The organism is Streptococcus sp. FSL K6-1323, assembly GCF_038630745.1.
In the GTDB taxonomy this organism is placed as follows: domain Bacteria; phylum Bacillota; class Bacilli; order Lactobacillales; family Streptococcaceae; genus Streptococcus; species Streptococcus salivarius_D.
On record NZ_CP152039.1, the window covers coordinates 1,527,059 to 1,551,982 of the forward strand.

A 24,924-nucleotide genomic window follows, 5' to 3' on the forward strand; every position below is an offset into this window, starting at 1 on the left:
ATTACTTATCAAATTATTGCCTCATCGTAGAGAAGAATCTAGATGATGCTTACGTAAAGTATGTAGGTGATAATTTCCTCCCAATTCTGTCCATTCAATATTATGATAAAACCACCAAATATTGCGATATTCTTGATTACTTTGAACACCCCGAGACTCACTATAAGGTGAATAGCTAATAATTCCCGGAAAATCCTGGTCTGAAACCATAGAATCATTAGTGAAGTACATACAATGATTCAAAAAGTTACCGTCAGAATCCAACTCCAACCAATTAGATTTACAGAGACAATCAAGATTATTTTGACAAACTCCTTCGACCTTCGCTGAACTTTCATCTTGTTTATCAGTCATTGCCCGAAATGCTTTTTCTTTCTTTAAAGAACTGATATTTACCAATATAACACCTGTATCAAAACTAAAATTTCCTTGTTCCAATGACATATTACTATCATGCTCTCTCACAGTAGCTACCGGATACTCTCCCATATCCATATCAAAAAGATCATCTAATTTTTTTGTAATAATTACATTTTGTCCGAGGTATAGTGCTTTATCTTCCTCTACAAAATCTCCTATCACGGAGTACAAACTTTTAATATCATAAATAATACACTCATGATTCAAATTACCATTATCAGGTATACGACAGTCTACAATCTCCGAGTCAAATTCCTCCAAACGTCTATCCATTAGTTGAAACCACTCACAGGGAAAATCATGATTTACAAGATAAAAGCGGAGTGAGCGATTATGAAAACAAATGGACTTAATAGTCGTTTGAATTTCGTACAGATTGCGAAAGTGGGATACCAAAATAATGGCTTTTTTATTGTCTTTATGCATCGGTGTAAGATAGTTTAATAAATCTCTCTTTTCTTTCATTTGGTAAAAGATATGAGACTTTGGTAACTTCCTATTTTCAATTTCTGAAATAAAGAAATTTAACGAATCCATATAACCTTTTTTATAGGCTCTCAGTGGATATCCCAGAGTCGCTAACATTGATAATCGTTCCTCTTGAATTAAAAGACTCTCATTAAACCAGTCAACCGTCCAATTACGCGATAAACTCTCTCCTCGATGTCGATAAATATAAGATCCTTTATGGATATAGACTATTTTTTCTGATTTCAAGAAAACTTTCAAATTAAATAAGGCATCTTCCCCCGTCCTTGCCAATGGAAAGTGAAGATCATTAAGAATTTCTTTTCGATAAATTTTTGCCCAAGGAACAATTAAAGCGGCATTTTTCGACTCTCTAGAATCATTTAATAAGTTCATTACTGAATAATTGTCATAAATTTCTTCATAATAGTCATTTGACATATGGAAGTAAAAGTTAGAATCTTCATCATTGAAGCTGGTATAATTTTCAAAAACAATATCTGCTTGATATTCTTCAATTTTTTCATATAAAACTTCAACATAAGTCGGTTCAATCCAATCATCAGAGTCTATAAAAATAATATATTCAGAAGTAGCAAAGTCTAATCCTAAATTACGCGCTTCGGACACGCCTCCATTTTCCTTTTCTAGATAAACAATTCGGTTATCTCGTGCTTCATATTCCTGACAAATGGCACCAGAATTATCCGTCGAACCATCATTCACAATAATGACTTCGAACTGATTAAAAGTCTGTCCTAAAATACTATCCAGACATTGCCTTAAGTATTTTTCTACATTAAAGACTGGCACAATAATGCTAACGAGTTTTTTCATTTATAAATCTCCATCATAACTACAATTGGTTTTTATCTGTATAATCCTTTTTAAATAATGTCATGATTAATTTCATATCCATAAACATTAATGCTATCTAAAAATAGGTATTATTCATAAGATTTCATTAACTTCTCACTATACATATTTTCTAATCACTATTTACTCTATCATTACTAGTTACACTTGGTTTATCAATACTAAGTATTCATTCAAAATTTCTTCAACTGCTATGAGGCGTAAACTATCACATAACCTAGCACTGAAAATTCCTTGCTCGCAAGTTTTATGACAAACAAAACACTTACTATCATTCATTATTGCATTTTACACTTTTTCCGAAGTCAAAGAAAAATATTACTAATACTCTTTCTGAACAGTACAATTAAAATGTTCGGAAATACTAGATATATATGGGTAAGTTCATTTTAATAGTAAACTAGAACCAAGCCAAGAAGCTGGTTCCATTGAAATCTAAAAAACGACACGTGTTCCATGAACTTGCTCAAGACCAGGTATGGCAAGAAATTGATCACGGTTAGACACGGAGATACCACCACCGGCTAAAATCTCCAACTGACCTTCTGCTAGCCCAACCAATTCTGCATAACGTTTCAAGCGTGATTCTAAATCAGTCTCGGGAGTCCCAGCACGGGTGAGAAGACGCGTCACACCGTGTTCCTTAAGCCACTGGATAGCACTAGACTGGTCTGCCTTAGGAATCTGATCAAAGGCCATATGCATGGTAACTTCTAAGCCTCGACTGGCATCCAGCAAGGTCTTTAGAGCTTCTGTATTGAGTTGGTTTTCCGAAGTCAAAGCCCCTAGTGCAAAGCCGTCAACACCCAAGTCACGCGCACATTTGATATCTTCCAGCATGATAGCCAATTCCTGCTGGCTATAGACAAAGTCTCCCCCTCGTGGACGGATCATTACTATCACCTTAGCCTTATAATCCTTGGCCAACTCAACGGCTGCCTTTATGACACCATAAGAAGGCGTCGTGCCTCCGACAGCCAGATTATCACACAACTCTACGCGTTGAGCACCAGCTTTAAAGGCTTTTTCTAAGAGAGTGACATTCTCTGCACAAAATTCATAAATTGGCATACTGAACCTCCTATTAGTTGTAGTAGTAAGGGATTGACTATCAGTTTTTCTTGTTAGTTCTTTGATAACCCCACAACACTAAAGAAAACGCCAACAACTGCCACAGCAGTATTCTCACAATCTGCAAACTATCCACATCAGAATTAGAAACCACATGGACAAGATTTGAAGCAAGATTGTTGAAAAGATGATCTCCTAGTCCTAGCCACAAGGAACCAGTCATTTTGTAAAGTAAAGACCATTTGATACTCATCATTCCTGCTAGGATAACATAGCCAATCCCCATGGCAATAAGATTTAAGAGTGACGATTCTCCTTGAAGATAATCTCTTAAGGGCATTGCCAAGTGCCATATTCCAAATAGGAAGGCTATAAAGAATAGACTCTTGCGGTAAGAAATCCCTTCAAGAATTTTTGTGAAAAGGCCGCGAAAAACTCCTTCTTCCATCCAAACGTTTATCAGGTTAAATAACACATTTAACATGATAAACAAGATGCCTGCTTGTGATCCTTTTTCGTTTGTTAAGGAAAAACCACTGGCGTAAAACGATAAGTGAACATTGCCATGAAGAAAAAAGAGGGTAAAACTTTCAATGGCATATGCAAAGATGGAACACACTAAGCCAAAGAGTAGCCCCTTTCCTATACCACTTACGATGCCGTCGGGACTGAAACCAATATCTTTCCATCTTAATTTGCAAATTGAAAGAATTCCCCACAATAAAAGTATTCCAAAAAGCTTGTGTAAAAAGTTCTCAGATAAGAAAGTTTCATCTGTCCTCATATAGAAATATTCAAAGAGCCTAGCTAGAGAGCAGACGATAAAAATCAGCGAACAACTTAAAATGGGTTTTCTTATTAGTCGATTTAGCATATCTTCCTTTCAAATGAGTCTTTTATGAAAGTTCATTTCAATATTTTACTCAGTCCAATTCCTTCTCTAGTTCTTTTAGAAAGGTGATTAAAAATTGATGGCGGCTTTCTGCCATTTGTTTGGCAGTCTCCGTGTTCATTTCATCTTTTAAGAGAAGCAACTTGTCATGGAAATGTTGGACGGTATCAGTGAGGGACCTCCCTTTGTGGCCACCATAGGAAAAAGTTCGCGCAATTCCTACAGCTCCTATCGCATCCAGACGGTCTGCATCCTGAACAATCTTGCCTTCTAACGTTTCTGGATGTTTACCACGATTTTTGCTGAAAGAAACAGCATTGATAACCCGACAAATCTGCTCGATTTGGTTTTTAGGAGTACCAATCTCTTCTAGAAACATGCGAGCATTAGCATTATTCTCTGTTTGAAACAATTTATAATCATCTGCATCGTGAAGAAGAGCTGACAAGCCCACTATCTCCAGATCACATGAACCTTCTGCTTGTGCGATTCTCATAGCATTGGTATAGACGCGGAGGGTATGCTCCACATCATGACCATCGGCTCGATCAGCAAATAAGGTTTTAACATATTGCTTAGCAGCAAGAAGTCGTTCTTCGATCATCTTTCTTGTCCTCTGTATAATCTGTGCACAGTTCTATCTATTCATTTGAACTAGTTATGGAAGTGCAGTTTACTTAAAAACCATCTCTCAGCGATTACTACTTCTTCTTATGTGGAAAAAGGGGAAGGCCGAGCTTAGCAATCTTTTCTGCTGGGGTCTTCATGCCATCCTTGACCCATTTGGAAATCACTGAGACAATAGCTGAGCTCCAAAAGGAATTGAGGTAACTACCGGCACCATTTGATGAGCTACCATTTCGTTTTTCCAAAAAATCATAAACTGCCTTGGTCAAAACCTGCTCAAAATTATAATCAATGGCAAGACTGATGATTTTAGCTTCTTTTTTGACTTCCTTAAGGAGATAAACCCAGACTTGGTAAAGATCCGTCTTGAGATTATAGCCGTCCAAGGACTTGGTAATCTTTGCAATGCTAGACTCAAAAATAGACTTCAAAATCTCTTCCTTAGAACCATAATTGCGATAAAAGGCAGCACGAGATACACCCGCACGCTCAACCAGTTCCGATATGGTAATCTTTTTAAAGTCTTTTTTCTCCAACAATTGCAGGAGAGAAATTTCAATGGATTCTCGTGTAATTGCTTTGTTTTCTTGGTTAAATCGTTTGAGATTTTCCAAGGATTTCTCTGAGATTTTTCTTTCTGCCATAACATTCACTTTCTATCTGTCACACCTGATGAAATCTGCTTTGATAGCAATGCACTTCATGATAAAATTGTAAAAGAAGACAAAACACTTGTCAATGTACATTATGCAGATATGAGGTGTAACCTATGAAATGGAAAATTATTGCGGATTCAGGCTGTGACTACCGTTCTTTGGACAATCTGGCACCAGATACGGAGTTTGTCAGTGTTCCTTTGACTATCCAAGTGGGCGAAACCATTTACAGGGATGATGCCCAACTCAATATTGATCAAATGATGGAGGAGATGTATGCAACTACAACTGCTTCCAAATCTGCTTGTCCAAGTCCTGATGACTACACGAAGTCTTTTGAAGGAGCGGACAATATCGTCGTCGTGACGATTACTGGAACCCTTTCTGGTAGCTATAATAGTGCTGAAATTGCTAAGAAAATTTATCTGGAAGAGCATCCTGATACCAAGATTCACGTGATTGATAGCCTGTCAGCTGGTGGCGAGGTCGACCTGCTCGTTCGTAAACTCAATCACTTAGTTGCTGAAGGCCTTGATTTTGACCAAGTCCTTGATGCTATCACAGCTTACCAAGCCAAGACTAAGTTGCTCTTTGTTTTAGCCAAAGTTGATAATTTGGTGAAGAATGGTCGTCTAAGTAAACTGGTTGGTACCGTTGTTGGACTCCTCAATATCCGTATGGTCGGTGAAGCTAGTAAAACGGGTACCCTTGAGTTGCTTCAAAAAGCTCGTGGCCAAAAGAAAGCTATCAAAGCTGCCTTTGATGAATTAATCAAGGCAGGTTATACAGGTGGACATATTACGATTGCCCACCGTAACAATGACAAATTTATTGAGCAATTCTCTGAATTGATTCGTGAAAAATTTGCCCAAGCAAGCATCGAAGTCCTTCCTACTTCTGGACTTTGTAGTTTTTATGCCGAAGAAGGTGGACTCCTTATGGGGTATGAAATTTAAGAAAATATCGAAAAGAGGTTGGACTAGATGTTCAGCCTTTTTTTAATTAAAATGATGTTATTAGATAATCAGTAGAATAAAATTTTATAACTAAAGATTCTCTCTTTTTCTTTACGACAATCTAGCGTAATCGCTTTCATCACCTCCATCTTTTATGGTATGATGGAAGTGACACGTTAGTGTCATGTTCTTATAAATTTAATACCTTTATTAAACATGGAGATGCTTTATGAAACAGAAACATTCACATTTTCTAATCCCTGGAATCCTTCTTCTAGGGATCGTTTTGCGGGCTCCGTTCACAACCTTGTCAACTGTCTTATCAGACATTGCTTCTGGTCTAGGAGTTGAGGTCAGTTCTCTCGGTCTCTTGACAAGTCTGCCTCTCTTGACCTTTGCGATATTCTCGCCTTTTGCAGCTAGCTGGGCCAAACGCTTTGGTATCGAAAGACTCTTCCTCGGTGTTTTAATTGTGATGACCCTTGGTTCTGCTCTGCGTACTGTCAATCTCCCTCTTCTTTATGTGGGAACGCTTTTAGTCGGAGCTGGAATTGCCTTTATCAACGTTCTTCTCCCAAGCCTAATTCAGGCTAATGAGCCAAATCAGTTAGGATTCTTAACCACACTCTACATTACAGCCATGGGCTTGTCCACAGCTGTGGCTTCATCGGTAGCCGTTCCAATCACTAAGGCAACCTCATGGCAAGGCTTGGTCTGGGTATTGACAGCAGTCTGTGCCTTGGCTCTTGTGGTTTGGCTCCCCAATGTCCGTCACAATCATTATTTAGAACAAGATACTTCTACTAGCGAAAACTCAGGCAGTTGGTATAAGAGCGGCAAAGTCTGGGCCATCATGTTTTTCGGTGGATTACAGTCACTCTTCTTCTACACCACTATCACTTGGCTTCCAACAATGGCTACTCAAGCCGGTGTCGGCGAAGCCAATGCCGGAATTCTAGCTTCCGTTTTCACACTGACAAGTATTCCATTCTCTATGATCGTTCCTAGCCTAATCACTAAACTTTCTGATCGTAACCGCCATTTGATGCTAGTGATTACCGTCCTAGCAGGATTCGTCGGAGTTGCCATGCTCCTAGTCAATACAGACAGCTTTGTGTATTGGTTAGTCCTTAACCTCTTAATCGGAAGTTCTGCTAGTGTCCTATTCCCTTACATGATGGTTGCCTTTTCAATGAAGGCTAGCACCCCTGAAAAAACAGCCCAACTATCAGGCTTAGCCCAAACCGGAGGCTATATCTTTGCGGCCCTTGGACCAGTCCTATTCGGCTCAAGCCAACAACTCTTTAACTCTTGGACCCCTGCTGTTTTAATTCTTCTCGTCTTGACCCTAATCATGGGAATAGCCCTCTATAAAGTTGAAAAAACAGATATTATTTTGTAAGTGAAGAACTAATACAAGAAAATGCCCCACAAGTTGTAGCTTGTGGGGTGATTTTTGTGTGTAATCAATCATTATTCTCCAAAAATGGAACAACCAAGTCAATCCACTCTTGAGGTAGGTAGGCTGATAAATAGCCGTGATTATAACCCTTTGCTTCATACAAAATAGTGTTGGGATGCAACTGCTGAAATAATCTAGCTGATTCCTTAACACAGTTCAATTCTTTTTCACCATAAATATAGAGAACCTGCGCCTTACTTTTAGAAATCCTACTCTTCAACTTATAATGCTCCATATAAGTTTTATAGATGGTCACTAATGCTTTGATAGGTGTCCTTGGCATATCCTCCATATAATAATTTTTTATCTCGTCTGGGTAAGCTAATCTAGGATAGCATTTATTCATAATACTTAACTGAAATTTACAAGAGGATTTACTAAACATCAGTTTTCCAAATAAAGATACCAACAAGATACTAAATCTCGCCAACCTTGGTTGAGGAATACAGATACTTCCGTCTATGATAGCTTTCTCAGCTATATCGCTGTCTAAGGACAAAAGTTCCATGGCAATTTGACCACCAAGAGAAACTCCACCTAAAGCAAATAATTTCCCACCACAGTTTTGTCGAACATAATCTAGAATTTCCTGTGCCGAATCTTCCGTTGATATATAATCCTCTTGATACTCTTCTCCGTGTCCATTAAGTGTAGGTAAAATGACATGGTAATTATGAGACAGGAGACGAGCTTGTCTAAGATAACTCCACCAGGAACCACCCCCACCATGTATCAATAAAATGGGAGGCAAATTTTTATCACCAAATTTATGAAATTTCATTTTGATAACCTCCAAAATGTCTCATATTGCCAGTACCATACTTGTCTTGAAAGTCTATGTCCATACGACTCTTAAATTTACTTATAGAAAATCTTCACCCAATCTTGTTTTGCACTTAGAATACGAGCAACAAATACTGTATGATTCTCAATATAATAAAATGCGAGATAGTTCTCTATTGGCATATAACGATAGGTTTTCCCATCTTCAGTCATTTCACCGTAACCTCTACTAGACACAAGTGGACATGCTTCTGGAAATATTTCTAAGGTTTCAAGAGCAGTTAATATCAAATCGACTTTCCCATCCGCAGATTGTTGGCTATAAAAATTCATAACGATATAGTCGTGTATTTCTCGTATGTCCTGCTTAGCTCGATCCGCAAGAAAAACCTGATAGCGTTTCAACTTAGTCAAGACCAAATTCCTTTCTCACATCCGCTACAGAAGTGACTTTACCTTGAGCAATTTCCTGATGCCCAATTAAAATTTCCTTCTTTAAATCCTCAAAAGCCACTTGATACTGCGTATCCTGCAAATCACTAGAAACAAATTCTCTTGCATCAACTGTCCTATTGGCAATTTTTCTAAGTGCTGCATTCAGGACATCTGATACCGTAATTTTTTCGTCTGCTAAGATGTCTTTCGTTTTTTGGTAAAATACCGAATCTGCTCGAAAATTTACCGCTTGTGTCTTTGCCATACTAAAAACTCCTTTTGTAAATACATTTTGTATATACATTCTAACATATAAAAGAAAAAGTATTCAACTAAAAATAGAAATGACTTACAATAAAAAGCCCTGATACCAAGGCTTTTCATTTATCTATATAGTCACAAACGTTATTAATTTGTTCACTAAAAGTAGAACCAAATTTTTCTTCAAAAAATGCACTTCCGATAGTGAAGGCCCAAGGGTTTGTTTCAAGTACCTCATCCAAACGTTGATAAGAATCAATACTACCAGCTAGACAAACAGGCGCTTGGATTGCTTCTACAAAAGCATTGTTTAATTCCACTGGATTACCAGTATATTGATAACCTAATAAATCGAATCCATATACCCCTTTCGCCAAGCATTCTTTTGCTTGAGCAATCATATTATCAATGGAACCTTCAAGTACAGACGGCCGTCCAGTAATTTCCCCAACAAATGGCATATACTTCATTATGATACTTACAATTCCATGTAATATGTGCTAAACTATTGTTATCCTGTATCATCAAGGGTCCTCCTTTTGTATATTAGTTAGTGGTCGGGAAACCTTATCTAATATAACACTTTAGGGGGGACCTTTTTGATACATCGCTAAAAGCTTTTCGGAACCACTAGCATAGCTAGTGGTTTTCGAGAGACAAAAATAGACCAGAGTTATCGTTTAACTCTGGTCTATAGAAGAATTATTAGGTGTCTAACTAGTCTTTATACTTGAACTCTAAGGCATCCACCGCTAAATCAATGACTTTAGATTTTAGTTTTCTCTTTTTAAAGTTCAAACTTTTAAGAAAATCTTTATTGTTTCTTAGAGACTTCCATAATAGCTTTTTAGCTTTTATATCAAGTTCAATGCTGTAAAGTAGATTTGCTAGTGAAATAATTAAAGGTTTTAATACATTTAAAAACTTAGTCTCCTTTTCATCAATAATTGACGCTTTATATTCATCAAAATCTTGAACTGTATATTTGGGAACTAAACCTAAAATGGGGTTAACCAGTAATTGAGTAGAAGAATTCATCAAATTGACATATGTACCTAGTTCATACTGCTGTTGGTCGGACATTTTATCATAGTCAAGACCAAATGTCTGAATTTTATTTATTGCTCTATTCAACAGTGATTGCTCATTTTTAATTCTCGTTATCCGCTCTTGTAATTCAACAATAGCAAGCTTATATGATTGTATATCTCTTTCACTTATAGCAATAAATAAATTTTCTAAATGGTTCTTATCAATCTTACTTTTCCAAAAGATTAATCCACTAGCTAATAAAGAAACACAGGCCATAGCCCATCCAACTGGACCTGCCAAACCAAGAAAAGCTTCTCCTGCTGCCATTCCACCACCACCTGCAGCAAGTGCTCCACCACCAAGCCATGCTAATGCAGCATTAGTGGCCACAGCTCCGCTTAAAGTAGAGATGGCAGTACCAGTTGATGCAACTCCAAAAGTTGTAGCAACACCCATTGCTACTGTCGGTCCCATTGTTACTACTGCAACCCCCAGTCCAGCTCCTGCTGTTCCTACACCTGCATTTTTTACTGTTGCGTTTTTATAGTCCTTTTCAATCTTAACTACTTGTTGCTTCCAATTTAATCTTATCTTTTTTAATTCTTCATACTGAATTTTTTGTTCACTAGGAACATTGCGTATTTTATCAAAGGTGTATTGAATCTCTGTCAAAGCTTCGTGTAATCCTTTAGTATAACCACCTAATGTATTTATCTGAGTATTAACCTCATGAATTGCATTCTGAGTATTATCCTTAGCAATCTGTAACTTAGTTTTATTTTTCTTTCTTATTCTCATCATCATTCTCCACGAAAGTAAGAGTCAATATCGGACTTATTTCTTAAAATTTTATTGGAATCAACATTCCTCTTTTCAGCAAGTAAGACTGACTTGTCGAACGCAGACCTATACATTTCACTATTCTCCAAGTCAGTAACGAAGGTTAACAAATCAACATCATCGTATATATTTGATAATTCTCTTAAGCCCTCAACATAGTAGTTTAGAATCTTCATTTCTCGTCTGTTATCATATATCTTGTTACTTAGCTTATGCCGAATAAAAGCGTTATTCCCTTCGCCATACAATGATATTCCCAGTCTACCTAAACCAACAATATTAAGCCTCATTACAAATTCTGAAACGTCGAAATTTCCTTTACCAGAGATAACACCTCTGATTATAGCATCAGATAAATCAATCAGGCAGAATGTCCCATGAGATATTGTCAGCATCCTCTTTACAGATGCATTAGAAAAAGGTTCACACGTTTTCCATAATAGAGAGAATACCCTTTTACTTTTATCAAAATCGCTGAAATATCTTATTAATCTCCTAACTGAGTATACTGTGCGTACTAAAAGTTCATTAATAAAAACTGAAAGTGCTTGAGCAGTCTGGAATCTAACATCATATCCCTCTTTGTATATATTGAGAGCTAATTCATTAAAGCTGTTATCAAATTCAGTAACAGGTATGTTCAACTTCCTTTTGAGAGCTATAATGTCATTAATCCAGCTCCATAGTGGTGATGGGATCCCCATCCCTCGACTCTTACTACCAGACGAACCAGAAACATCTGAAAACAAATGTCCAATCCAATTAATAAAAGCACAGTAAAATTTGCTTGAAAAGTTATTTCCTTGTAACTCAAAGCCTGGATTAGCGTTTTGAAGTGAAATAAGTTCACCACCAGATACAAAGTGCGATGTATTATTGAACTGATCTAAAATTGAAAAAAATAGTCCGAGCAAAGTAGGATTATGTGCAAGAGATTTAAAGTGATGATTCTTTGGATTCAAATCGAAAATAAAGCTTGCCGCATCACCAGCTCCACGTTGATCGTAAGGAACTTTAAATCTTCTTTCTAAGTACCTCACCGCAGAAGAGATATTATTCGATCCATTATCTTCCCAACCACAAAGTTTGGCAAAATCTTTAGTACGATTTTTAAACCACTCATCTGTTATGTTACCCAATGGAGACTCTCCAGGCCTCCCTACAAAAAATATATCTATTATGCTACAAAGAGCGCCACAGCTAGAGGCTAGAATATAATCTGATTTATCACAATTAGGTGTTACATGCTCTATTGCATAATAGTCTTCACTAAGTCTTTCATTGATAGTATTTAATTCAAGCTCAGCTTCAGATAATGCATCATTTATATTTGATGCAAATTGATATCCAGAATCGGTAATATCTAAGTCTAAGACCAGTGTTTTTTTATTTTTACCCATATATACTCTCTATTTTTCAACAATTATCTGAATTTATTATATCACTAAAATTTTTATGAATGAAATGATTTCTCGATAACAAACACAAAAATAAAGCTAAGAAAAACTAAAAGGATAATAAAAATTGTATCAATTTTAATACTGATACTTCCAAAGATCAATTAAGCGATATTGGAGGTGGAGTACGTTTCTTTACCCACAAACACCTTGTCAATGGAAACAAACATATCTCCACAAGATAAATAGAATTAGATAATTTCTAGATATCACTTCTACTCACTCCAAAAAATACTAACTCTGATACTTCCCTAGCACAAAATGAAAAGCCTTGCAATCAAGGCTTTTCATTGTTGCTTCGTTACAAGTTTTTTACTCTTTTATAAGCAATCCCACACACTCAGCGGTTCGGACTTTCCGTATCATCTCGTCGGTGTCCTTCCTCATTCCACGAGTCCTATAACCCAGGGCACCTTCTCGATCTTTGTCGCACGGGTCGAACATCTGCTTCAACGTGTAGTGATATTTTTCTTTATACCAATAGACGAAAGGTACTGACAATGATTTTCAAATGATGCTGTGGAACAGAAAAGATTTTCACATCTTCCAAAAGAAACGACATCCATCCTTCTATTTGAAATTAGAATAGAAAATTCTCTAACATTGATTATCTAATTAGCCAATCGTTACTTTCAATAATGGATATGTTGACCTAAAATTTAAAATACTTTTCCTTACTAATTCTATTACTCGCCAATATCGTATAAATTAAATAAGCAATAAAAATGATAATAAAAATACTATTAATTTTTAACACAAAATAGAGATTTAACAAATTTGCGAACGCATGAAATAAGATGCAGTAGCCCACAGATTTGGTTTGACGATAAAGAAGCCCTAAAACAAAACTTAAAAATAATGTATAGATAAAAAATAAAATAAAAGGAAATCCTTGATGACTTTCTCCAACTATAAACCATAAAGGCAGATGCCAAATTCCCCAGATTGAACCTACAATCAAATTAGATTGCCAATAAGTATATTTTTTATCAAGTAATGGTTGTAATATTCCTCTCCATCCTAATTCTTCATGTCCACCACCAAAAAAAATTAGTTGTATAAAGAATAATGGCATCAGATAAATGGATACTCCATTAAATTCTAAGGAAGATACAGAAAATAGTATCAAAATTGCTAACAAATGAATAATTAAATAAATACTACTATTTTCTTTCTTACTAAATAGAAAATGTTTAAATTTTATATTATTCCTTTTAAAATAAATGATACTTGCAATAGCTGGACCAAGTGCACCTACTATATGTAACATTCTCCCTATAAATGTTTCTAATCCCAAAATATGAGATTGAGTAAAGATGGCAAGAAGCCCCCAAGCTATATAAGTAATTCCAAATGTACAATAAAGATAATTTTTAAAATTCTTTTTGTCAATTTCTGTCATTTTATTGCCCTTATCTTGATTATTCTGTATGTAATATTTGTTGCTGCTTCTTAGTTGCTGTCGATTATAACTACCTATACTCTATCACAAAAACACAAAAAAAGCCTTACAATCAAGGCTTTTCATTATGGCTCTATAATTTCTGTAGTGGGTAAAACCACTGTAGAGATTATAGAGCTTTTTAAGTGTACACAAAAAGTCCCATAAGAACTATAATGAAAAGCGACCAAACCATCATTAGGAAGAACTTATGAGACTTATTAAGAATACCACAGAATTAATCGGAATTAAAGACCAAAATATCAAGATTTCACTTGTTTTTGAAACTAACACTCATATCGAGATTCAAGCAAAACTCGATTACCCTGCACCATCATGTCCTCATTGCCATGGAAAGATGATCAAGTACGACTTTCAAAAGCCTTCTAAAATCCCTCTTCTCGAACAAGCGGGAACTTCAACTCTACTACGTCTGAAGAAACGTCGCTTCCAGTGTAAAAATTGTAGGAGAGTCACAGTAGCTGAGACATCAATCGTTGAGAAAAACTGCCAAATCTCCAATCTAGTCCGACAAAAGGTTGCACAACTCCTAACTGAGAAGGTGTCATTAACTGATATTGCTAGAAGACTTCGTGTGTCGACGTCCACTGTCTATCGTAAGCTTGACCAGTTCACTTTCAAGGAATATTATGACAAGCTCCCTGCTGTTATGTCCTGGGATGAGTTTGGGTTCAAGAAAGGGGAACTGGCTTTTGTGGCGCAGAATTATGAGACAAACGAACTCATAACCATCCTTGATAATCGTCGCCAAACCACTATACGAAACTACTTTTTAAAGTATCCTTTGAAAGATCGATAAAAGGTGCGGTTTATCACGATGGATATGTCCGGAGCTTATATTCCACTTGCCAAAAGACTTTTTCCAAACGCTAAAATCGTTCTTGATCGTTTCCACATTATCCAGCACCTTGGTAGAGCATTTTTAAAGACTAGAATTGCGATTATGAACCAGTTTGATAAGAAGTCACTACCCTATCGAGCCTTGAAAAATCATTGGCGACTCTTCCAAAAGGACAGCCGTAAACTATCTCTCAACTCTTTTTATTCAAAGACTTTCCGTCAAACCTTTAGTCCACATGAAGTCGTTGAGAAGACACTAGACTTTTCAGAAGAGCTAACCGACTACTATACTCTTTTTCAGCTTTTACTTTTTCACTTTCAGGAGAAGAGAGCAGATGAGTTTTTTGAGCTCATAGAGGAGAATATAAGCAAGGTCAATCATTACTTCAAAACTATCTTTAGGACCTTCCTTAGACACAAACCATACATCAAAAACGCACTAGAAACACATTACTCAAATGCAAAATTGAAGGGGACCAATAAGCTTATCAAAGACATCAAACGTCTGGGCTTCGGTTTTAGAAACTTTATTAACTTTAGGAAGCGTGTTTTCATCACTCTGAACATACAAAAAGAGAAAACCTATCTGGTCCTCTCTAGATGTTAGCTTTTCGTCACCCACTACAGTTGACAAAGAGCCAATGAATCACATTATGAAAAAATAAAAAAAGCCACTCATAAGAATGGCTAAATATGGAGCGTGAGGGATTCGAACCCTCTAGGCGCAATTTGAGTACTTTCTATAACTTAGGGAACAATTCAAAAGGTCGCTCCAATCACGCCGTTTACCACCAAATTTGAAATAGACAACTTCATTGATGTACCTCTTTCTATACTAGCAATGGCCAAAATAGTTTGAATTAAATCACATAGAAGTCCAATATCCAAGTTAAACCCTAAAATGTTATATACTAATACACACCTTAATAGTCGATAATCAACTACTAACGTCTATACTAATGGACTAATTATACCATTGCATCAGTTGATTTGCAATAAAAGTTATCTTATTTTCTAATATCTAAAGAACAAAAACTTTGCATCAATTTCTATTCTCTTACTCCAATTGAGCATTAATGAGATATAGAGATGGGTATAGATTCATTCCCATAAAGCTATACTCATTGGAAATAAATCTATACCATAAGTGTAAATGGAAATAGAAACCTAGCAATCCTATCCTTCAGACCTAGCACTCAACTGTTACTATCAGTCCGATATTTCAACATATACGACAAAAAGCCTTGAAACCAAGGCTTTTCCTTCTACATATTTTTCTACGCTTTGACAAGCAGTGATACCGCCTCAACATAATGCATCTGTGGGAGTTTAAAGCTCCAGTGGAGCTTTGAAGCGTTTCGCCTAGAATGAAAGATTCGAGATGTTTAACTGCATTTTACCAATAAGCACACACACTCAGCGGTTCGGACTTACCGTATCGTTTCGTCGTAAAATCCTTACTCTACGACAGCTATACCCCAGAGTACCTTCTCAACCTTCGGTCTTACCTTGTCGCATGGGCAGAACATCTACTTCTACTACGCTGATGACTCAGCTCGTACAAGCAGCGATACTGCCTCCACATGTGATGCTAGAAAATATCTATATTATAGACCAAAACTTTTGTTCTTTTCTCAATTAGATAATATTTTTAGTTCAGTACAATTTTGGTAAGGTACGTTTTATTAATTTATCGGACGAATCGATACATCTCCAAGTCCAAAAGAGAAATTGTCAAAGATATCCTGATAGTCGAATGGAATTAGTTACCCTGTCTGGCTCATAAGAGCAAAGTCAACGCCTAATTCACGAATGAGATAGGGACACAGTGTAAATCCATTTTTCTCAATGATAAGAGCCAAGTCCAAAGAAGGGAAGTCGCTCCTCCTTTGTGAAGGACTGTTTATACAAGTTGCTGATGATTTCCCAGTGTTTAAAAGGATTAAATTTAATTTGTTTTAAGGTCATAAATTTCTCCTTAATTCCACCATCTAGCAAAATAGAAGTCTTTTTAAATATAACTCACGCCACGCCTTCGCAACGTTCTTTAGTTTAACGATTGAATCTCTTCTTTGACATATCCTTCTACATCTTCAATCTCTACAAACAGCGGGTCTAAGTGACACAAGAAGTGCCAATCTTCAGCGCCACGTTTTCTGTAGAGAATCGCTTCGCCGTCTTCACTTCCGAAAAAGCTTCTGTCGGCTTCATAGCCACAGCGTTCTATGAAGTCTTTTGCCTTGCGATAGTTCGCTTCTCTTGCTTCGACATAGGCTTTCACTTCATCGTTGTTAACGACATACGCGTCGATTTTTGAATATCCTTCGATCACTTTATCGTTTTTAACGGATAGATTCGAAATTTCTTTCCAAATAATGTCCACACTTTCCTCAGAATTAAACGAAAATCTAGATAAAGGGACAATATTTCCGTTAAAGACAATTTCCATATAATCCGGCAAGTATTTAGGATTTACATACTCCACTTCAAACCCATCTTCTGTTTCTAAAGTATATCCCGGGATTTGCGCTACAAAGGCTCTTCCCTCTTCTAAAGAATCAAACGTGACTAAATCCTTTGAGGAATTGTTTTGATATAACTCTAATATATACAACTTTAAGCCTACCAATCTTTAAACGTTTAACTAAGTTTTTCTAAAAAATTAACTACCTCAATATGTGCTGATAGTGTCTACCTATACTATACAAATGAAATGTGATGGGCAATTTTAGAATAATACTATGAAATAGAATTATTTATCTTTATTAAATGCTTTTAGTAGCAGTCGCTCTGTTCTTGAAGAATAAAGATATTTTCTTAACGAATCTCTTACTCTCTTAAACCTGTATAGCAACTCCAATTCGTCATAAATAGACCAAGATAAACGATAATGTTCCTCTTTCCTCCTCTTGTCAATTTCCTCTTGAGTAAAGTCATACGGAAAAGTAGGACGATTACCCAATTTAGAACTCATCCCTTTTTTAGTATAGAAAGATCTTTCAATTTTCTCTTCTTCATTCAATAAAGGAAAATCAAAACAATAAAGATACCAGATATCAAATTGTTTAACTGAAAATACTTGTGTACATTTCCTTAATCTATCACTAGACAATTTACTCATAATTTCTCGAAACTCAGTCAAATCAGTTATCTCAACAAATCTAAATGTCTCAATCTCTCCGGGTATATAATACTGCTTCCCTGCTAATGATATATAGTTAGGAACCTCCTTTTTTAAAAATATCTCAACAATTGTATCTTGGCATTTAATTACATAATTAAAATTATCAGATAATTCATAAATATGATTATCAATCCAAATCAATAATTTTTCATACAATAAAACAACTTCTTCAAAATATTGACTATTTTTCTTATCAATTATTTTTCGAACATCACGTTTTTGACTATAGAAATAGAAGAAAAAGACGATTGGTAATATCGTCATCAAAGCTACAAGGGCTGGTAATCTTGAAAAGATATCACCAATATTTACTTTTATTTGTAAAATACCTCTTAGAATTTCTTGAAGCTTATGCAAATAAAAGGTAATATCTCCTTTCAATATTCTCAAAGAGAAACAAGCAGATAAAAATGCAAAGAACATCGGTGTACTTATTATAAGTCTAAATATATTAAGTGATAGCTGAGTCAAGGTGAGTTTAGATATCCCTATCCAGACTGAATTTTTTTCACCGCTACCATAAGTTACCCAACCTACACGTAATAATCGACTTAGTCTTAACAAATAATAATTTACTCTAATTGTGTAAAGTGCAATACTCACCTTTTTCGTTCTTATCGCCCATTGCCCTAGTTCTCTCAAACAATCACTTACTCCATTATATAACTTAATAATTACTAAATCATATATCACTAATATATAGAGTATTTCTAACAAAAATATAATAGTTAATACAAATAGATTCCCTTTCGAGACTTCTAAATTAGTAGAAACAACAAAATTCACTATAAACTGCCTAAAAAATATTAATAATACTATCGCTATAAGCGACAAGATAATTTTATGTATTTTATTAAACCTCATACCTTCAACTCTCTCATAAATTTATTTTAATCTTTCAGCCTCTAGATTCTCTATAATTTCTTCCCAATAATTATACTCATCACAGATGTACAACAATTTATTAAATAGCTACAAAAAATCCGTTTCGCCGATTTCTTTTTCCCAACGGCCGCATCCCACCATATGTGTATTAGGTTCATCTAGTGCAAACCTTTTTGTATCTTTAAAGAAATTATACAGCCAGTGCATTAGTCCTACATCGCTAAACGACATATCAATAAATATATTATCAATTTCTTTAATCGATCGATGACCTACTGGTATTTTTTTCTCAAACGAAGTTACTTCTGAAATTCTATTTAGCGCACCATCAATTGCCAAACTCCCCATAGTGTATGCCGCATAAAAGTTGCGATTAAAGTAGCAATCAACCATTGATTTTACTAGAGGACCCGAGGAACACGGCGAATTTTGTAAGGCAATAATAAAATCCTCATTGTTTAGTTTATCCCTAAGAAACTCAATCCATCCGTCCGTCCAAAACAGCTTACTTATATAGGTTATTATACCACTAAAACCACAAAAAGACTGCAACCTCTCAGTCACAGTCTCTTACAGCTCTACTTCAGTCCATCTAAAAATTGAAGGCAATATTTCCTAATACTTACTATAACATTGCTAGATTTTCTGCAAGAATATAAACTACTATTCTACTTCTACTTCGCTGAAGTCTCAGCTCGTACAAGTAGTGATACCGCCTCAACATGATGCGTCTGAGGAAAAAGATCCACCGGCTGGACTTTCTTCAATCCATAACCCAATTCTTGATAGCGTTTGATATCACGCGCCATGGTTGCTGGGTTACATGAGACGTAAGTAATCTTCTCAGGTTGCATGGCAACACTGGCTTTGATGAAGCTTTCTGTCAAGCCCTTGCGTGGTGGGTCCACAATGATAACATCTGGTTTGATGCCATCCTTGCTCCACTTGGCCATGGCATTTTCAGCTGAGTCAGCCACATAGTGGGCATTTGTAATGCCGTTGCGTTCTGCATTTTTCTTGGCATCTTCGACGGCTGTTTCAATGACTTCAACGCCGTAGACTTCCTTGACCTGTTTGGCAAATGACAAACCGATTGTCCCGATTCCTGAATAGGCATCAATAACAATGCTGTTGCTGTTTAAATCTGAGAAGTCAATAGCTGTTTGATAGAGTTTTTCAGCCATCTCGGTATTAACCTGATAGAAAGATTGGGCAGAGATCTCATAGTCATTGCCCAACATACTGTCTGTGATGGTGTCTTGGCCATAAAGGGTGCGGAACTCCTTACCAAAGATGGCGTTAGTGTTCTTATCGTTGATATTTTGGATGATTGAAACGACACTCGGGAAGGCTTCCGTAATCTTAGCAATGACTTGGTCAATGCGGAAAACTTTTGGTCTGGTCGTTACAAAGACCAACATCATCTGACCTGAATAATGACCACGACGAACCACCAAATGACGAACCAAACCTGTCTGCTCCTTCTCATCATAAGGTTTGAGGTCATAGCGGCGGAGAAGGTCACGGACAAAGACAATGAGTTTATCAATTTCCTTGTCTTGGATAAGGAAATCTTCAATTGGAATCAAGTCGTGCGAATTCTTGCGGTAGAAACCTGTTTCAAGCTGACCTTTAACACGGCGAACTGGCACCTGCGCCTTATTACGGTAAGCGTACGGTGTATCCATTCCCAATGTTTCAGCGACTTCTACGTCTGAGATACCTGCTGTCTTATAGAGGTTGTCCACAACTTGTTTACGCTTGAACTTGAGCTGCTCCTCGTAGGTCATATGGCCAAAATCAGCAATTCCTGAACGGAGATAGGTTGCATCAATGTCCTGATTACGGTTTGGTGAAAGGGTCACATACTCCTCAACCTTACCAAAGCCGATATTTTTCTTGAGCTTAAGCACTCGCATCTTGATGACTTCGCCTGGGAGGGTATTATCCACGAAAAAGACAAAGCCGTCCACCTTGGCAACGCCTGCTCCTTCATGTGTCAAATCGACAATTTCAACTTCTACAATAGCGTTTTTATTTAACATAATTCAACTTTCTTTACTCTTATAGGGCTTAAGCATATCTTCCAAAGCCTTTTACTACCCTCCATTATAGCACATATAAATCAAATTTATGGCTGGCCATAAATAATATAGATTTTTCAGAAAAGTCATACAGTGCTATCATAGGTCCATGACAAAAAATTTAACGGCTCAGCAACTTGGCTAGATGTCGTTTCTATCTAAAGGAGAATAATCATGCCAGATATTACCATTCATACAATCGAAACTGCACCAGAAGAAGTCAAAGACGTCCTTCAAACAGTCAAAGATGCCAATGGGGGATACATTCCAAACTTGATTGGTCTCCTTGCTAATGCGCCAACTGCGCTTGAAACTTACCGTACTGTCGGTGAAATCAACCGTCGCAATTCATTGACACCAACTGAACGAGAGGTTGTTCAAATTACAGCTGCTGTTACTAATGGCTGTGCCTTCTGTGTGGCAGGTCATACAGCCTTTTCAATCAAGCAAATCCAAATGACACCTCAACTTTTGGAAGCGCTTCGTAACCGTACACGAATCGAAGATGATCCAAAACTTGATACTCTTGCTAAATTCACTATTGCTGTGATCAATACCAAAGGTGCTGTTGGTGACGAAGCCTACAATGACTTCTTGGAAGCTGGCTACACTGCTCAAAATGCCCTTGACGTTATCTTGGGTGTCAGCCTTGCTAGCTTGTGTAACTACGCTAACAATCTCGCACAAACACCGATTAACCCTGAACTTCAAGAATTCGCTTAATTCAAAACCAAACGATAAACTAGAGGAGGACCTAAGCCTATGTCACATTTTTCAAAAGAATTCCTTACTTGGTTGGATACTAACGCTGACCATATTGACCAAGAGTCTGGACCCATTGCGGACCAACTTCTTGAAAAAATTGCTGAAAACGACGTCTTTAAAATCGGCGTACCTGCTAAGTTTGATGGCCTAGGTGGTGGTCCTACTCAAGTCGTTGATGTGCTTGATGAATTGGCACAACACTCTTTGACAGCTTCCTTTATTTCTTGGGGGCACCGTACTTTCATCGAGTATATCCTTGCGAGTGACAATGCTTACCCTCGTGAAACATGGTTGAAAGAATTGTATACTGGTGAGCGTGCTGGTGGAACTGGCCTGTCAAATGCGGTCAAATTCTTGTCTGATATTGAAGAATTGAATGTTACCATCAGTCAAGAAGGCGATGACTACTATCTCGATGGTCGTTTGCCTTGGGTAACTAACCTACGTTCTGATAAATTCGCTGCTCTCTTTGCTGCTGACTTTAAAGACGGTAGCCAACCTTGGATTATCACTATTCCATCTGAAGCTGAGGGCCTCAGCCGTTCTGAAGATTTGGAATTTGTTTCCCTTCAAGGTGCTAACACTGCCTCTCTTACTTTCGATCACGTTAAGTTAGATCCTAATTGGGTCCTTTCAAAAGAAGGTACGGACTATATTGCCAAAACACGTCCAAACTTCCTTGGTTTCCAATTTGGTCTTGCCTTTGGTTTGGCGAAACGTTCTCTTGATGAAGTTGAAGCTAGTCTAAACAGTAACCGTAGCGTTCTTCGTGAGGAATTTGAAGCTACACGTGGAAATCTTCTTGCTATTCAAGACCAACTCTTTACGGGTCTTAATGATGCTAATTATTTCATTGACAAACCACGTGAACTTTTCCAATTGCGTATCGATATTGTCGACGTCGTAGCCAACAGCCTGCTCCTCGAACTTCAGGCTAGTGGTGGTCGTGGCTATTTGAAAGAATCAGAGTCAAGCTTTATCCGTCGTTGGAATGAAGGCGTCTTCCTTCCAATTGTATCTCCGAGTGCGGTGCAGCTTCGTCACATTCTTGCAGCTAGCTAGAAAGGCCGGTGGACCAATGAAGGTATTTTTCCAGAAAATTCCCTTGGCCCTATCTAGTCTGGTTCTTGCCCTCTTTAGTTTATCCAATCAAATAAGCCACTATACCCTGATTGCTCAGGGTATTTGGTGTTTAGCCAGTATAGGTTTTATACTTATACTGGGACGCTTGATTCTTGGATTTGAACAAGTAAGGGAAGATTTGCGAAATCCAGTCATTGCTTCGGCCTTTGCTAGCTTCTTTATGGCTGCCTTTCTCTTTTGCAGCCGCCTCCCACTAGCTCAAACAGGCTTAAGTGTGACTTGGATTGGACTCCTTGGACTTTATATTGCCTATATTATATTTTTCAGTCTGCGTTTTATGCGCCCTCTATCTTTGAACCAAGTCTTTCCAAGCTGGTTCGTGGTCTACGTTGGCCCTGCTATCAGTCTTGTGACAGTACCGGCTAGTGTTCCTACTAGCATCAAGGGACTTATTCTGGGTGTAACGGGATTAGCCACCCTGGCCCTTTTTCCACTTGTTTTATGGAGAATGAAACAGATAGCCATCCCTCACCTATATCAGCCTATACTTGCCATTTTAGCAGCACCTCTGGCCCTTCTCATTACCAGTTCAATCAAGAGTAATCAAAGACCTGCAACTATTATTTTACTTGCCCTACTTTTATTCTCACAAGCATTCTTTTTCTATGCTCTTAATCTCTTTGTAAAACTGGTTAGGAAAGGCTTTATTCCACTTTTTGCAGCTTTTAGCTTTCCCTTGGTCAATAGTGTCAATGCTTTTAAGGCAGCCACAACCAGTCTTGAGCTAGCCAATCCAGCTACCCAATTGTTTTATAAGGTAGAGTTCGTCATCGTTCTTGTTATCATGACCTATTTGCTCTATCATTTTCTAAAACTCTTATACAAGGCGCTTATACAAGCTCTTCATACCAAAAAAGAAGCAGGTTCAGTGTGAACCTGCTTCTTTTCTTATCTAAATCCTAGTTCTTTTAATTTTGCCTGATAAGTGTCAAAATCAATTTCAATCCCTTGACCGCCATATAAATCATAGCTGTCAATCCAATCACCATCTGAAGGAATGGTTTGCGAATTGATCCCTTTTTTGAAACTACCGGCATTTGAAAGCCCCAAGTCCAACATGTCTGTCATACTCATATTGGTTGAGGTTAGAGAGTAAACCTTCCCCAAAGCCTCAGGCCCTTTGAAGAGGCTAAGTGGATTCTTAAGCTGCTTCATGACAGCCTGCATCACTTGTTGCTGGCGCTTGGTACGGCCATAATCTCCCTCATCATCCTTACGGAAACGGGCATAATTCAGAAGGGTGCGGCCATCCATATCTTGCTTACCAACTTTAATGGTTTGATTTGGCACGTGACCGTTCTTGTCCATCTTCAAATCATCTGGAACTTGAACCGAAGATACTTTTTTACCATCGATGGTCGCAAACTTCGCATTGATTTCTACACCATTTGGGAAGAGGGTATCAACCCCTGTCGCAAAGGTTTCAAAGTCAACCATGGCATAGTACTTGATATCAATATCAAAGTTTCGTTTGAGCGTCTCACGCATGAGCTCTGCCCCTTGATGATTATTTTGCTCACCAATATTGAAGGCCGTATTGAGTTTCAAATCCTGAGAATAGTCAGATTCTGAGGCCCCCTTGATATTGACCAGGGTGTCTCGCATAAAGCTAACCATCTTAACCTTACCTTCTTTATTGCCCACATTGACCACCATAATAGAGTCCGTTCTGGCATCGGTAGATTTTTGGCTAACACGTTGGTCAGAACCTAGAATAAGGATATTAACCCCATCCTTGGTATCTTTACCATTAAAGGTCTCAACTATGGCAGGCTGGTAGGATTTACCATTATTACCCGTAGCAGAAAGGTCTGTTCCCTTGTAAAATTGATAAGCCATGGCTATCACTAGGAACACAACTCCTAGACTCAAGCAACTAAGTACTAGCTTGACAACCTTCTTGAGCCTTCTCTTTTTCTTTGGCCGCTTCTTCTGGGCTACTTGCGACTTGGACTTTGGAGCCGACGTTGATGAAGGTGCTGCTTGTCTTTGAACCTTTTTACGTTTAGGTTTAGGTTTACTTTGAGCAACTTCCTCTCGATAGATGGGTAGCCCTTCCTCAGTTAGCTGATTGGCAGCCTCATAATCACGCTCTTGATAGTAGTCATAACGATTATCATAAGGCTGGCGCCACGCTGCTTGATAGTCCTCTCTTTGCGCTTGATACCTCCGCTCAGCTTCATAGGCATCTAACTTTCCTTGTAGATAATTGAATTCTGAAGCCTGCTGTCCATTCAGGTGAGCAAGATTTTTTAAAAGATAGCTGTAACGTAACCGTTCATGATGCGTAAACGGCTCATTGTTAGATTTGGTCATAAGATTTCC

Annotated in this window: 22 protein-coding genes and 1 pseudogene; 6 read left to right on the forward strand and 17 right to left on the reverse strand. The window is 37.4% G+C overall.

Going from position 1 to position 24,924, the window contains the following annotated elements; translation table 11 throughout:
• Positions 1-21 precede the first annotated feature (21 nt).
• The 5 genes from NST80_RS07020 to NST80_RS07040 all read right to left on the reverse strand — a co-directional run bounded on the left by NST80_RS07020 (position 22) and on the right by NST80_RS07040 (position 4,998).
• Complete coding sequence (locus tag NST80_RS07020) at positions 22-1,725, reverse strand: glycosyltransferase family 2 protein (protein WP_183138233.1); 1,704 nt, start codon at positions 1,723-1,725, stop codon at positions 22-24.
• A gap of 474 nt (positions 1,726-2,199) precedes the next feature.
• Positions 2,200-2,835 carry a copper homeostasis protein CutC gene (locus tag NST80_RS07025; protein WP_183138234.1) on the reverse strand — a complete coding sequence of 212 codons (636 nt, stop codon included), beginning with the start codon at positions 2,833-2,835 and terminating at the stop codon, positions 2,200-2,202.
• A 40-nt stretch (positions 2,836-2,875) separates the two neighbouring features.
• The gene (locus NST80_RS07030) at positions 2,876-3,619 is read right to left on the reverse strand and encodes a CPBP family intramembrane glutamic endopeptidase (protein WP_229104943.1); all 744 of its coding nucleotides are present in this window, start codon (positions 3,617-3,619) and stop codon (positions 2,876-2,878) included.
• A 139-nt stretch (positions 3,620-3,758) separates the two neighbouring features.
• Complete coding sequence (locus NST80_RS07035; RefSeq protein WP_183138235.1) at positions 3,759-4,331, reverse strand: HD domain-containing protein; 573 nt, start codon at positions 4,329-4,331, stop codon at positions 3,759-3,761.
• Positions 4,332-4,428: 97 nt separating this feature from the next.
• A complete protein-coding gene (locus NST80_RS07040) occupies positions 4,429-4,998 on the reverse strand; it encodes a TetR/AcrR family transcriptional regulator (RefSeq protein WP_002885959.1) in 570 nt (189 codons plus the stop codon).
• Positions 4,999-5,123: 125 nt separating this feature from the next.
• Here NST80_RS07040 and NST80_RS07045 point away from each other — a divergent pair, with 125 nt between their 5' ends.
• Together NST80_RS07045 and NST80_RS07050 are read left to right on the forward strand one after the other, a co-directional pair.
• Positions 5,124-5,966, forward strand: a complete 843-nt coding sequence (locus NST80_RS07045) for a DegV family protein (RefSeq protein ID WP_193757542.1) — start codon at positions 5,124-5,126, stop codon at positions 5,964-5,966.
• 229 nt (positions 5,967-6,195) lie between these two features.
• Positions 6,196-7,368, forward strand: coding sequence for an MFS transporter (locus tag NST80_RS07050; protein WP_045768936.1), 1,173 nt, complete (start codon positions 6,196-6,198; stop codon positions 7,366-7,368).
• Positions 7,369-7,432: 64 nt separating this feature from the next.
• Here the strand turns inward: NST80_RS07050 and NST80_RS07055 are convergent, their stop codons facing one another.
• The 7 genes from NST80_RS07055 to NST80_RS07085 form a co-directional block, all read right to left on the reverse strand.
• Positions 7,433-8,209 carry an alpha/beta hydrolase gene (locus NST80_RS07055; RefSeq protein ID WP_342504579.1) on the reverse strand — a complete coding sequence of 259 codons (777 nt, stop codon included), beginning with the start codon at positions 8,207-8,209 and terminating at the stop codon, positions 7,433-7,435.
• 77 nt (positions 8,210-8,286) lie between these two features.
• Positions 8,287-8,625 carry a type II toxin-antitoxin system RelE/ParE family toxin gene (locus tag NST80_RS07060; RefSeq protein WP_138261683.1) on the reverse strand — a complete coding sequence of 113 codons (339 nt, stop codon included), beginning with the start codon at positions 8,623-8,625 and terminating at the stop codon, positions 8,287-8,289.
• Entirely contained in the window at positions 8,618-8,911 is a 294-nt protein-coding gene (locus NST80_RS07065; RefSeq protein ID WP_048675163.1) for a hypothetical protein, read from the reverse strand. The genes NST80_RS07060 and NST80_RS07065 overlap by 8 nt, the downstream gene beginning before the upstream one ends.
• A 115-nt stretch (positions 8,912-9,026) precedes the next feature.
• Entirely contained in the window at positions 9,027-9,377 is a 351-nt protein-coding gene (locus NST80_RS07070) for a hypothetical protein (RefSeq protein ID WP_048675161.1), read from the reverse strand.
• Positions 9,378-9,624: 247 nt separating this feature from the next.
• Positions 9,625-10,737 (reverse strand): hypothetical protein, encoded by a 1,113-nt coding sequence (locus NST80_RS07075; RefSeq protein ID WP_193757545.1) that lies wholly within the window; start codon positions 10,735-10,737, stop codon positions 9,625-9,627.
• Positions 10,738-10,739: 2 nt separating this feature from the next.
• Positions 10,740-12,179, reverse strand: a complete 1,440-nt coding sequence (locus NST80_RS07080) for a hypothetical protein (protein WP_048675158.1) — start codon at positions 12,177-12,179, stop codon at positions 10,740-10,742.
• A gap of 709 nt (positions 12,180-12,888) precedes the next feature.
• Positions 12,889-13,638, reverse strand: coding sequence for a CPBP family intramembrane glutamic endopeptidase (locus NST80_RS07085; protein WP_048675156.1), 750 nt, complete (start codon positions 13,636-13,638; stop codon positions 12,889-12,891).
• Between the two features lie 250 nt (positions 13,639-13,888).
• Here NST80_RS07085 and NST80_RS07090 point away from each other — a divergent pair.
• Positions 13,889-15,138: pseudogene (locus NST80_RS07090) on the forward strand (ISL3 family transposase).
• 1,447 nt (positions 15,139-16,585) lie between these two features.
• On the opposite strand, the gene NST80_RS07095 reads toward NST80_RS07090, so the two are convergent.
• The 4 genes from NST80_RS07095 to rlmD all read right to left on the reverse strand — a co-directional run bounded on the left by NST80_RS07095 (position 16,586) and on the right by rlmD (position 20,652).
• Positions 16,586-17,152 carry a hypothetical protein gene (locus NST80_RS07095; protein WP_193757546.1) on the reverse strand — a complete coding sequence of 189 codons (567 nt, stop codon included), beginning with the start codon at positions 17,150-17,152 and terminating at the stop codon, positions 16,586-16,588.
• Between the two features lie 138 nt (positions 17,153-17,290).
• On the reverse strand, positions 17,291-18,586 hold the full coding sequence (locus NST80_RS07100; RefSeq protein WP_193757547.1) for a hypothetical protein: 1,296 nt from the start codon (positions 18,584-18,586) through the stop codon (positions 17,291-17,293).
• A 108-nt stretch (positions 18,587-18,694) separates the two neighbouring features.
• Entirely contained in the window at positions 18,695-18,946 is a 252-nt protein-coding gene (locus tag NST80_RS07105; protein WP_229056981.1) for a hypothetical protein, read from the reverse strand.
• Positions 18,947-19,281: 335 nt separating this feature from the next.
• A complete protein-coding gene (rlmD, locus tag NST80_RS07110; RefSeq protein WP_342504580.1) occupies positions 19,282-20,652 on the reverse strand; it encodes a 23S rRNA (uracil(1939)-C(5))-methyltransferase RlmD in 1,371 nt (456 codons plus the stop codon).
• Between the two features lie 213 nt (positions 20,653-20,865).
• Between rlmD and NST80_RS07115 the strand changes: the two genes are divergently transcribed.
• Genes NST80_RS07115 through NST80_RS07125 form a run of 3 tightly spaced genes read left to right on the forward strand, consistent with a single transcriptional unit; the run spans position 20,866 to position 23,473 of the window.
• Positions 20,866-21,414: a carboxymuconolactone decarboxylase family protein gene (locus NST80_RS07115; RefSeq protein ID WP_193757549.1), complete on the forward strand. Its 549-nt coding sequence runs from the start codon at positions 20,866-20,868 to the stop codon at positions 21,412-21,414.
• 39 nt (positions 21,415-21,453) lie between these two features.
• The gene (locus NST80_RS07120) at positions 21,454-22,518 is read left to right on the forward strand and encodes an acyl-CoA dehydrogenase family protein (RefSeq protein WP_049529000.1); all 1,065 of its coding nucleotides are present in this window, start codon (positions 21,454-21,456) and stop codon (positions 22,516-22,518) included.
• 16 nt (positions 22,519-22,534) lie between these two features.
• Positions 22,535-23,473 (forward strand): ethanolamine utilization protein EutJ, encoded by a 939-nt coding sequence (locus NST80_RS07125; RefSeq protein WP_193757551.1) that lies wholly within the window; start codon positions 22,535-22,537, stop codon positions 23,471-23,473.
• Positions 23,474-23,487: 14 nt separating this feature from the next.
• On the opposite strand, the gene NST80_RS07130 is transcribed toward NST80_RS07125, so the two are convergent.
• Positions 23,488-24,915, reverse strand: a complete 1,428-nt coding sequence (locus NST80_RS07130) for an LCP family protein (protein WP_342504581.1) — start codon at positions 24,913-24,915, stop codon at positions 23,488-23,490.
• Positions 24,916-24,924: the final 9 nt, after the last annotated feature.

What these genes read in the sequence shown, in the direction of transcription:
- NST80_RS07075 (WP_193757545.1), bottom strand. Translation starts at nt 10,737, where the DNA reads ATGAGAATAAGAAAGAAAAATAAAACTAAGTTACAGATTGCTAAGGAT.
- NST80_RS07125 (WP_193757551.1), top strand. Translation starts at nt 22,535, where the DNA reads ATGAAGGTATTTTTCCAGAAAATTCCCTTGGCCCTATCTAGTCTGGTT.
- NST80_RS07055 (WP_342504579.1), bottom strand. Translation starts at nt 8,209, where the DNA reads ATGAAATTTCATAAATTTGGTGATAAAAATTTGCCTCCCATTTTATTG.
- NST80_RS07030 (WP_229104943.1), bottom strand. Translation starts at nt 3,619, where the DNA reads ATGAGGACAGATGAAACTTTCTTATCTGAGAACTTTTTACACAAGCTT.
- NST80_RS07120 (WP_049529000.1), top strand. Translation starts at nt 21,454, where the DNA reads ATGTCACATTTTTCAAAAGAATTCCTTACTTGGTTGGATACTAACGCT.
- NST80_RS07035 (WP_183138235.1), bottom strand. Translation starts at nt 4,331, where the DNA reads ATGATCGAAGAACGACTTCTTGCTGCTAAGCAATATGTTAAAACCTTA.
- NST80_RS07080 (WP_048675158.1), bottom strand. Translation starts at nt 12,179, where the DNA reads ATGGGTAAAAATAAAAAAACACTGGTCTTAGACTTAGATATTACCGAT.
- NST80_RS07065 (WP_048675163.1), bottom strand. Translation starts at nt 8,911, where the DNA reads ATGGCAAAGACACAAGCGGTAAATTTTCGAGCAGATTCGGTATTTTAC.
- NST80_RS07085 (WP_048675156.1), bottom strand. Translation starts at nt 13,638, where the DNA reads ATGACAGAAATTGACAAAAAGAATTTTAAAAATTATCTTTATTGTACA.
- NST80_RS07100 (WP_193757547.1), bottom strand. Translation starts at nt 18,586, where the DNA reads ATGAGGTTTAATAAAATACATAAAATTATCTTGTCGCTTATAGCGATA.
- NST80_RS07020 (WP_183138233.1), bottom strand. Translation starts at nt 1,725, where the DNA reads ATGAAAAAACTCGTTAGCATTATTGTGCCAGTCTTTAATGTAGAAAAA.
- NST80_RS07025 (WP_183138234.1), bottom strand. Translation starts at nt 2,835, where the DNA reads ATGCCAATTTATGAATTTTGTGCAGAGAATGTCACTCTCTTAGAAAAA.
- NST80_RS07050 (WP_045768936.1), top strand. Translation starts at nt 6,196, where the DNA reads ATGAAACAGAAACATTCACATTTTCTAATCCCTGGAATCCTTCTTCTA.
- rlmD (WP_342504580.1), bottom strand. Translation starts at nt 20,652, where the DNA reads ATGTTAAATAAAAACGCTATTGTAGAAGTTGAAATTGTCGATTTGACA.
- NST80_RS07040 (WP_002885959.1), bottom strand. Translation starts at nt 4,998, where the DNA reads ATGGCAGAAAGAAAAATCTCAGAGAAATCCTTGGAAAATCTCAAACGA.
- NST80_RS07070 (WP_048675161.1), bottom strand. Translation starts at nt 9,377, where the DNA reads ATGAAGTATATGCCATTTGTTGGGGAAATTACTGGACGGCCGTCTGTA.
- NST80_RS07130 (WP_342504581.1), bottom strand. Translation starts at nt 24,915, where the DNA reads ATGACCAAATCTAACAATGAGCCGTTTACGCATCATGAACGGTTACGT.
- NST80_RS07045 (WP_193757542.1), top strand. Translation starts at nt 5,124, where the DNA reads ATGAAATGGAAAATTATTGCGGATTCAGGCTGTGACTACCGTTCTTTG.
- NST80_RS07115 (WP_193757549.1), top strand. Translation starts at nt 20,866, where the DNA reads ATGCCAGATATTACCATTCATACAATCGAAACTGCACCAGAAGAAGTC.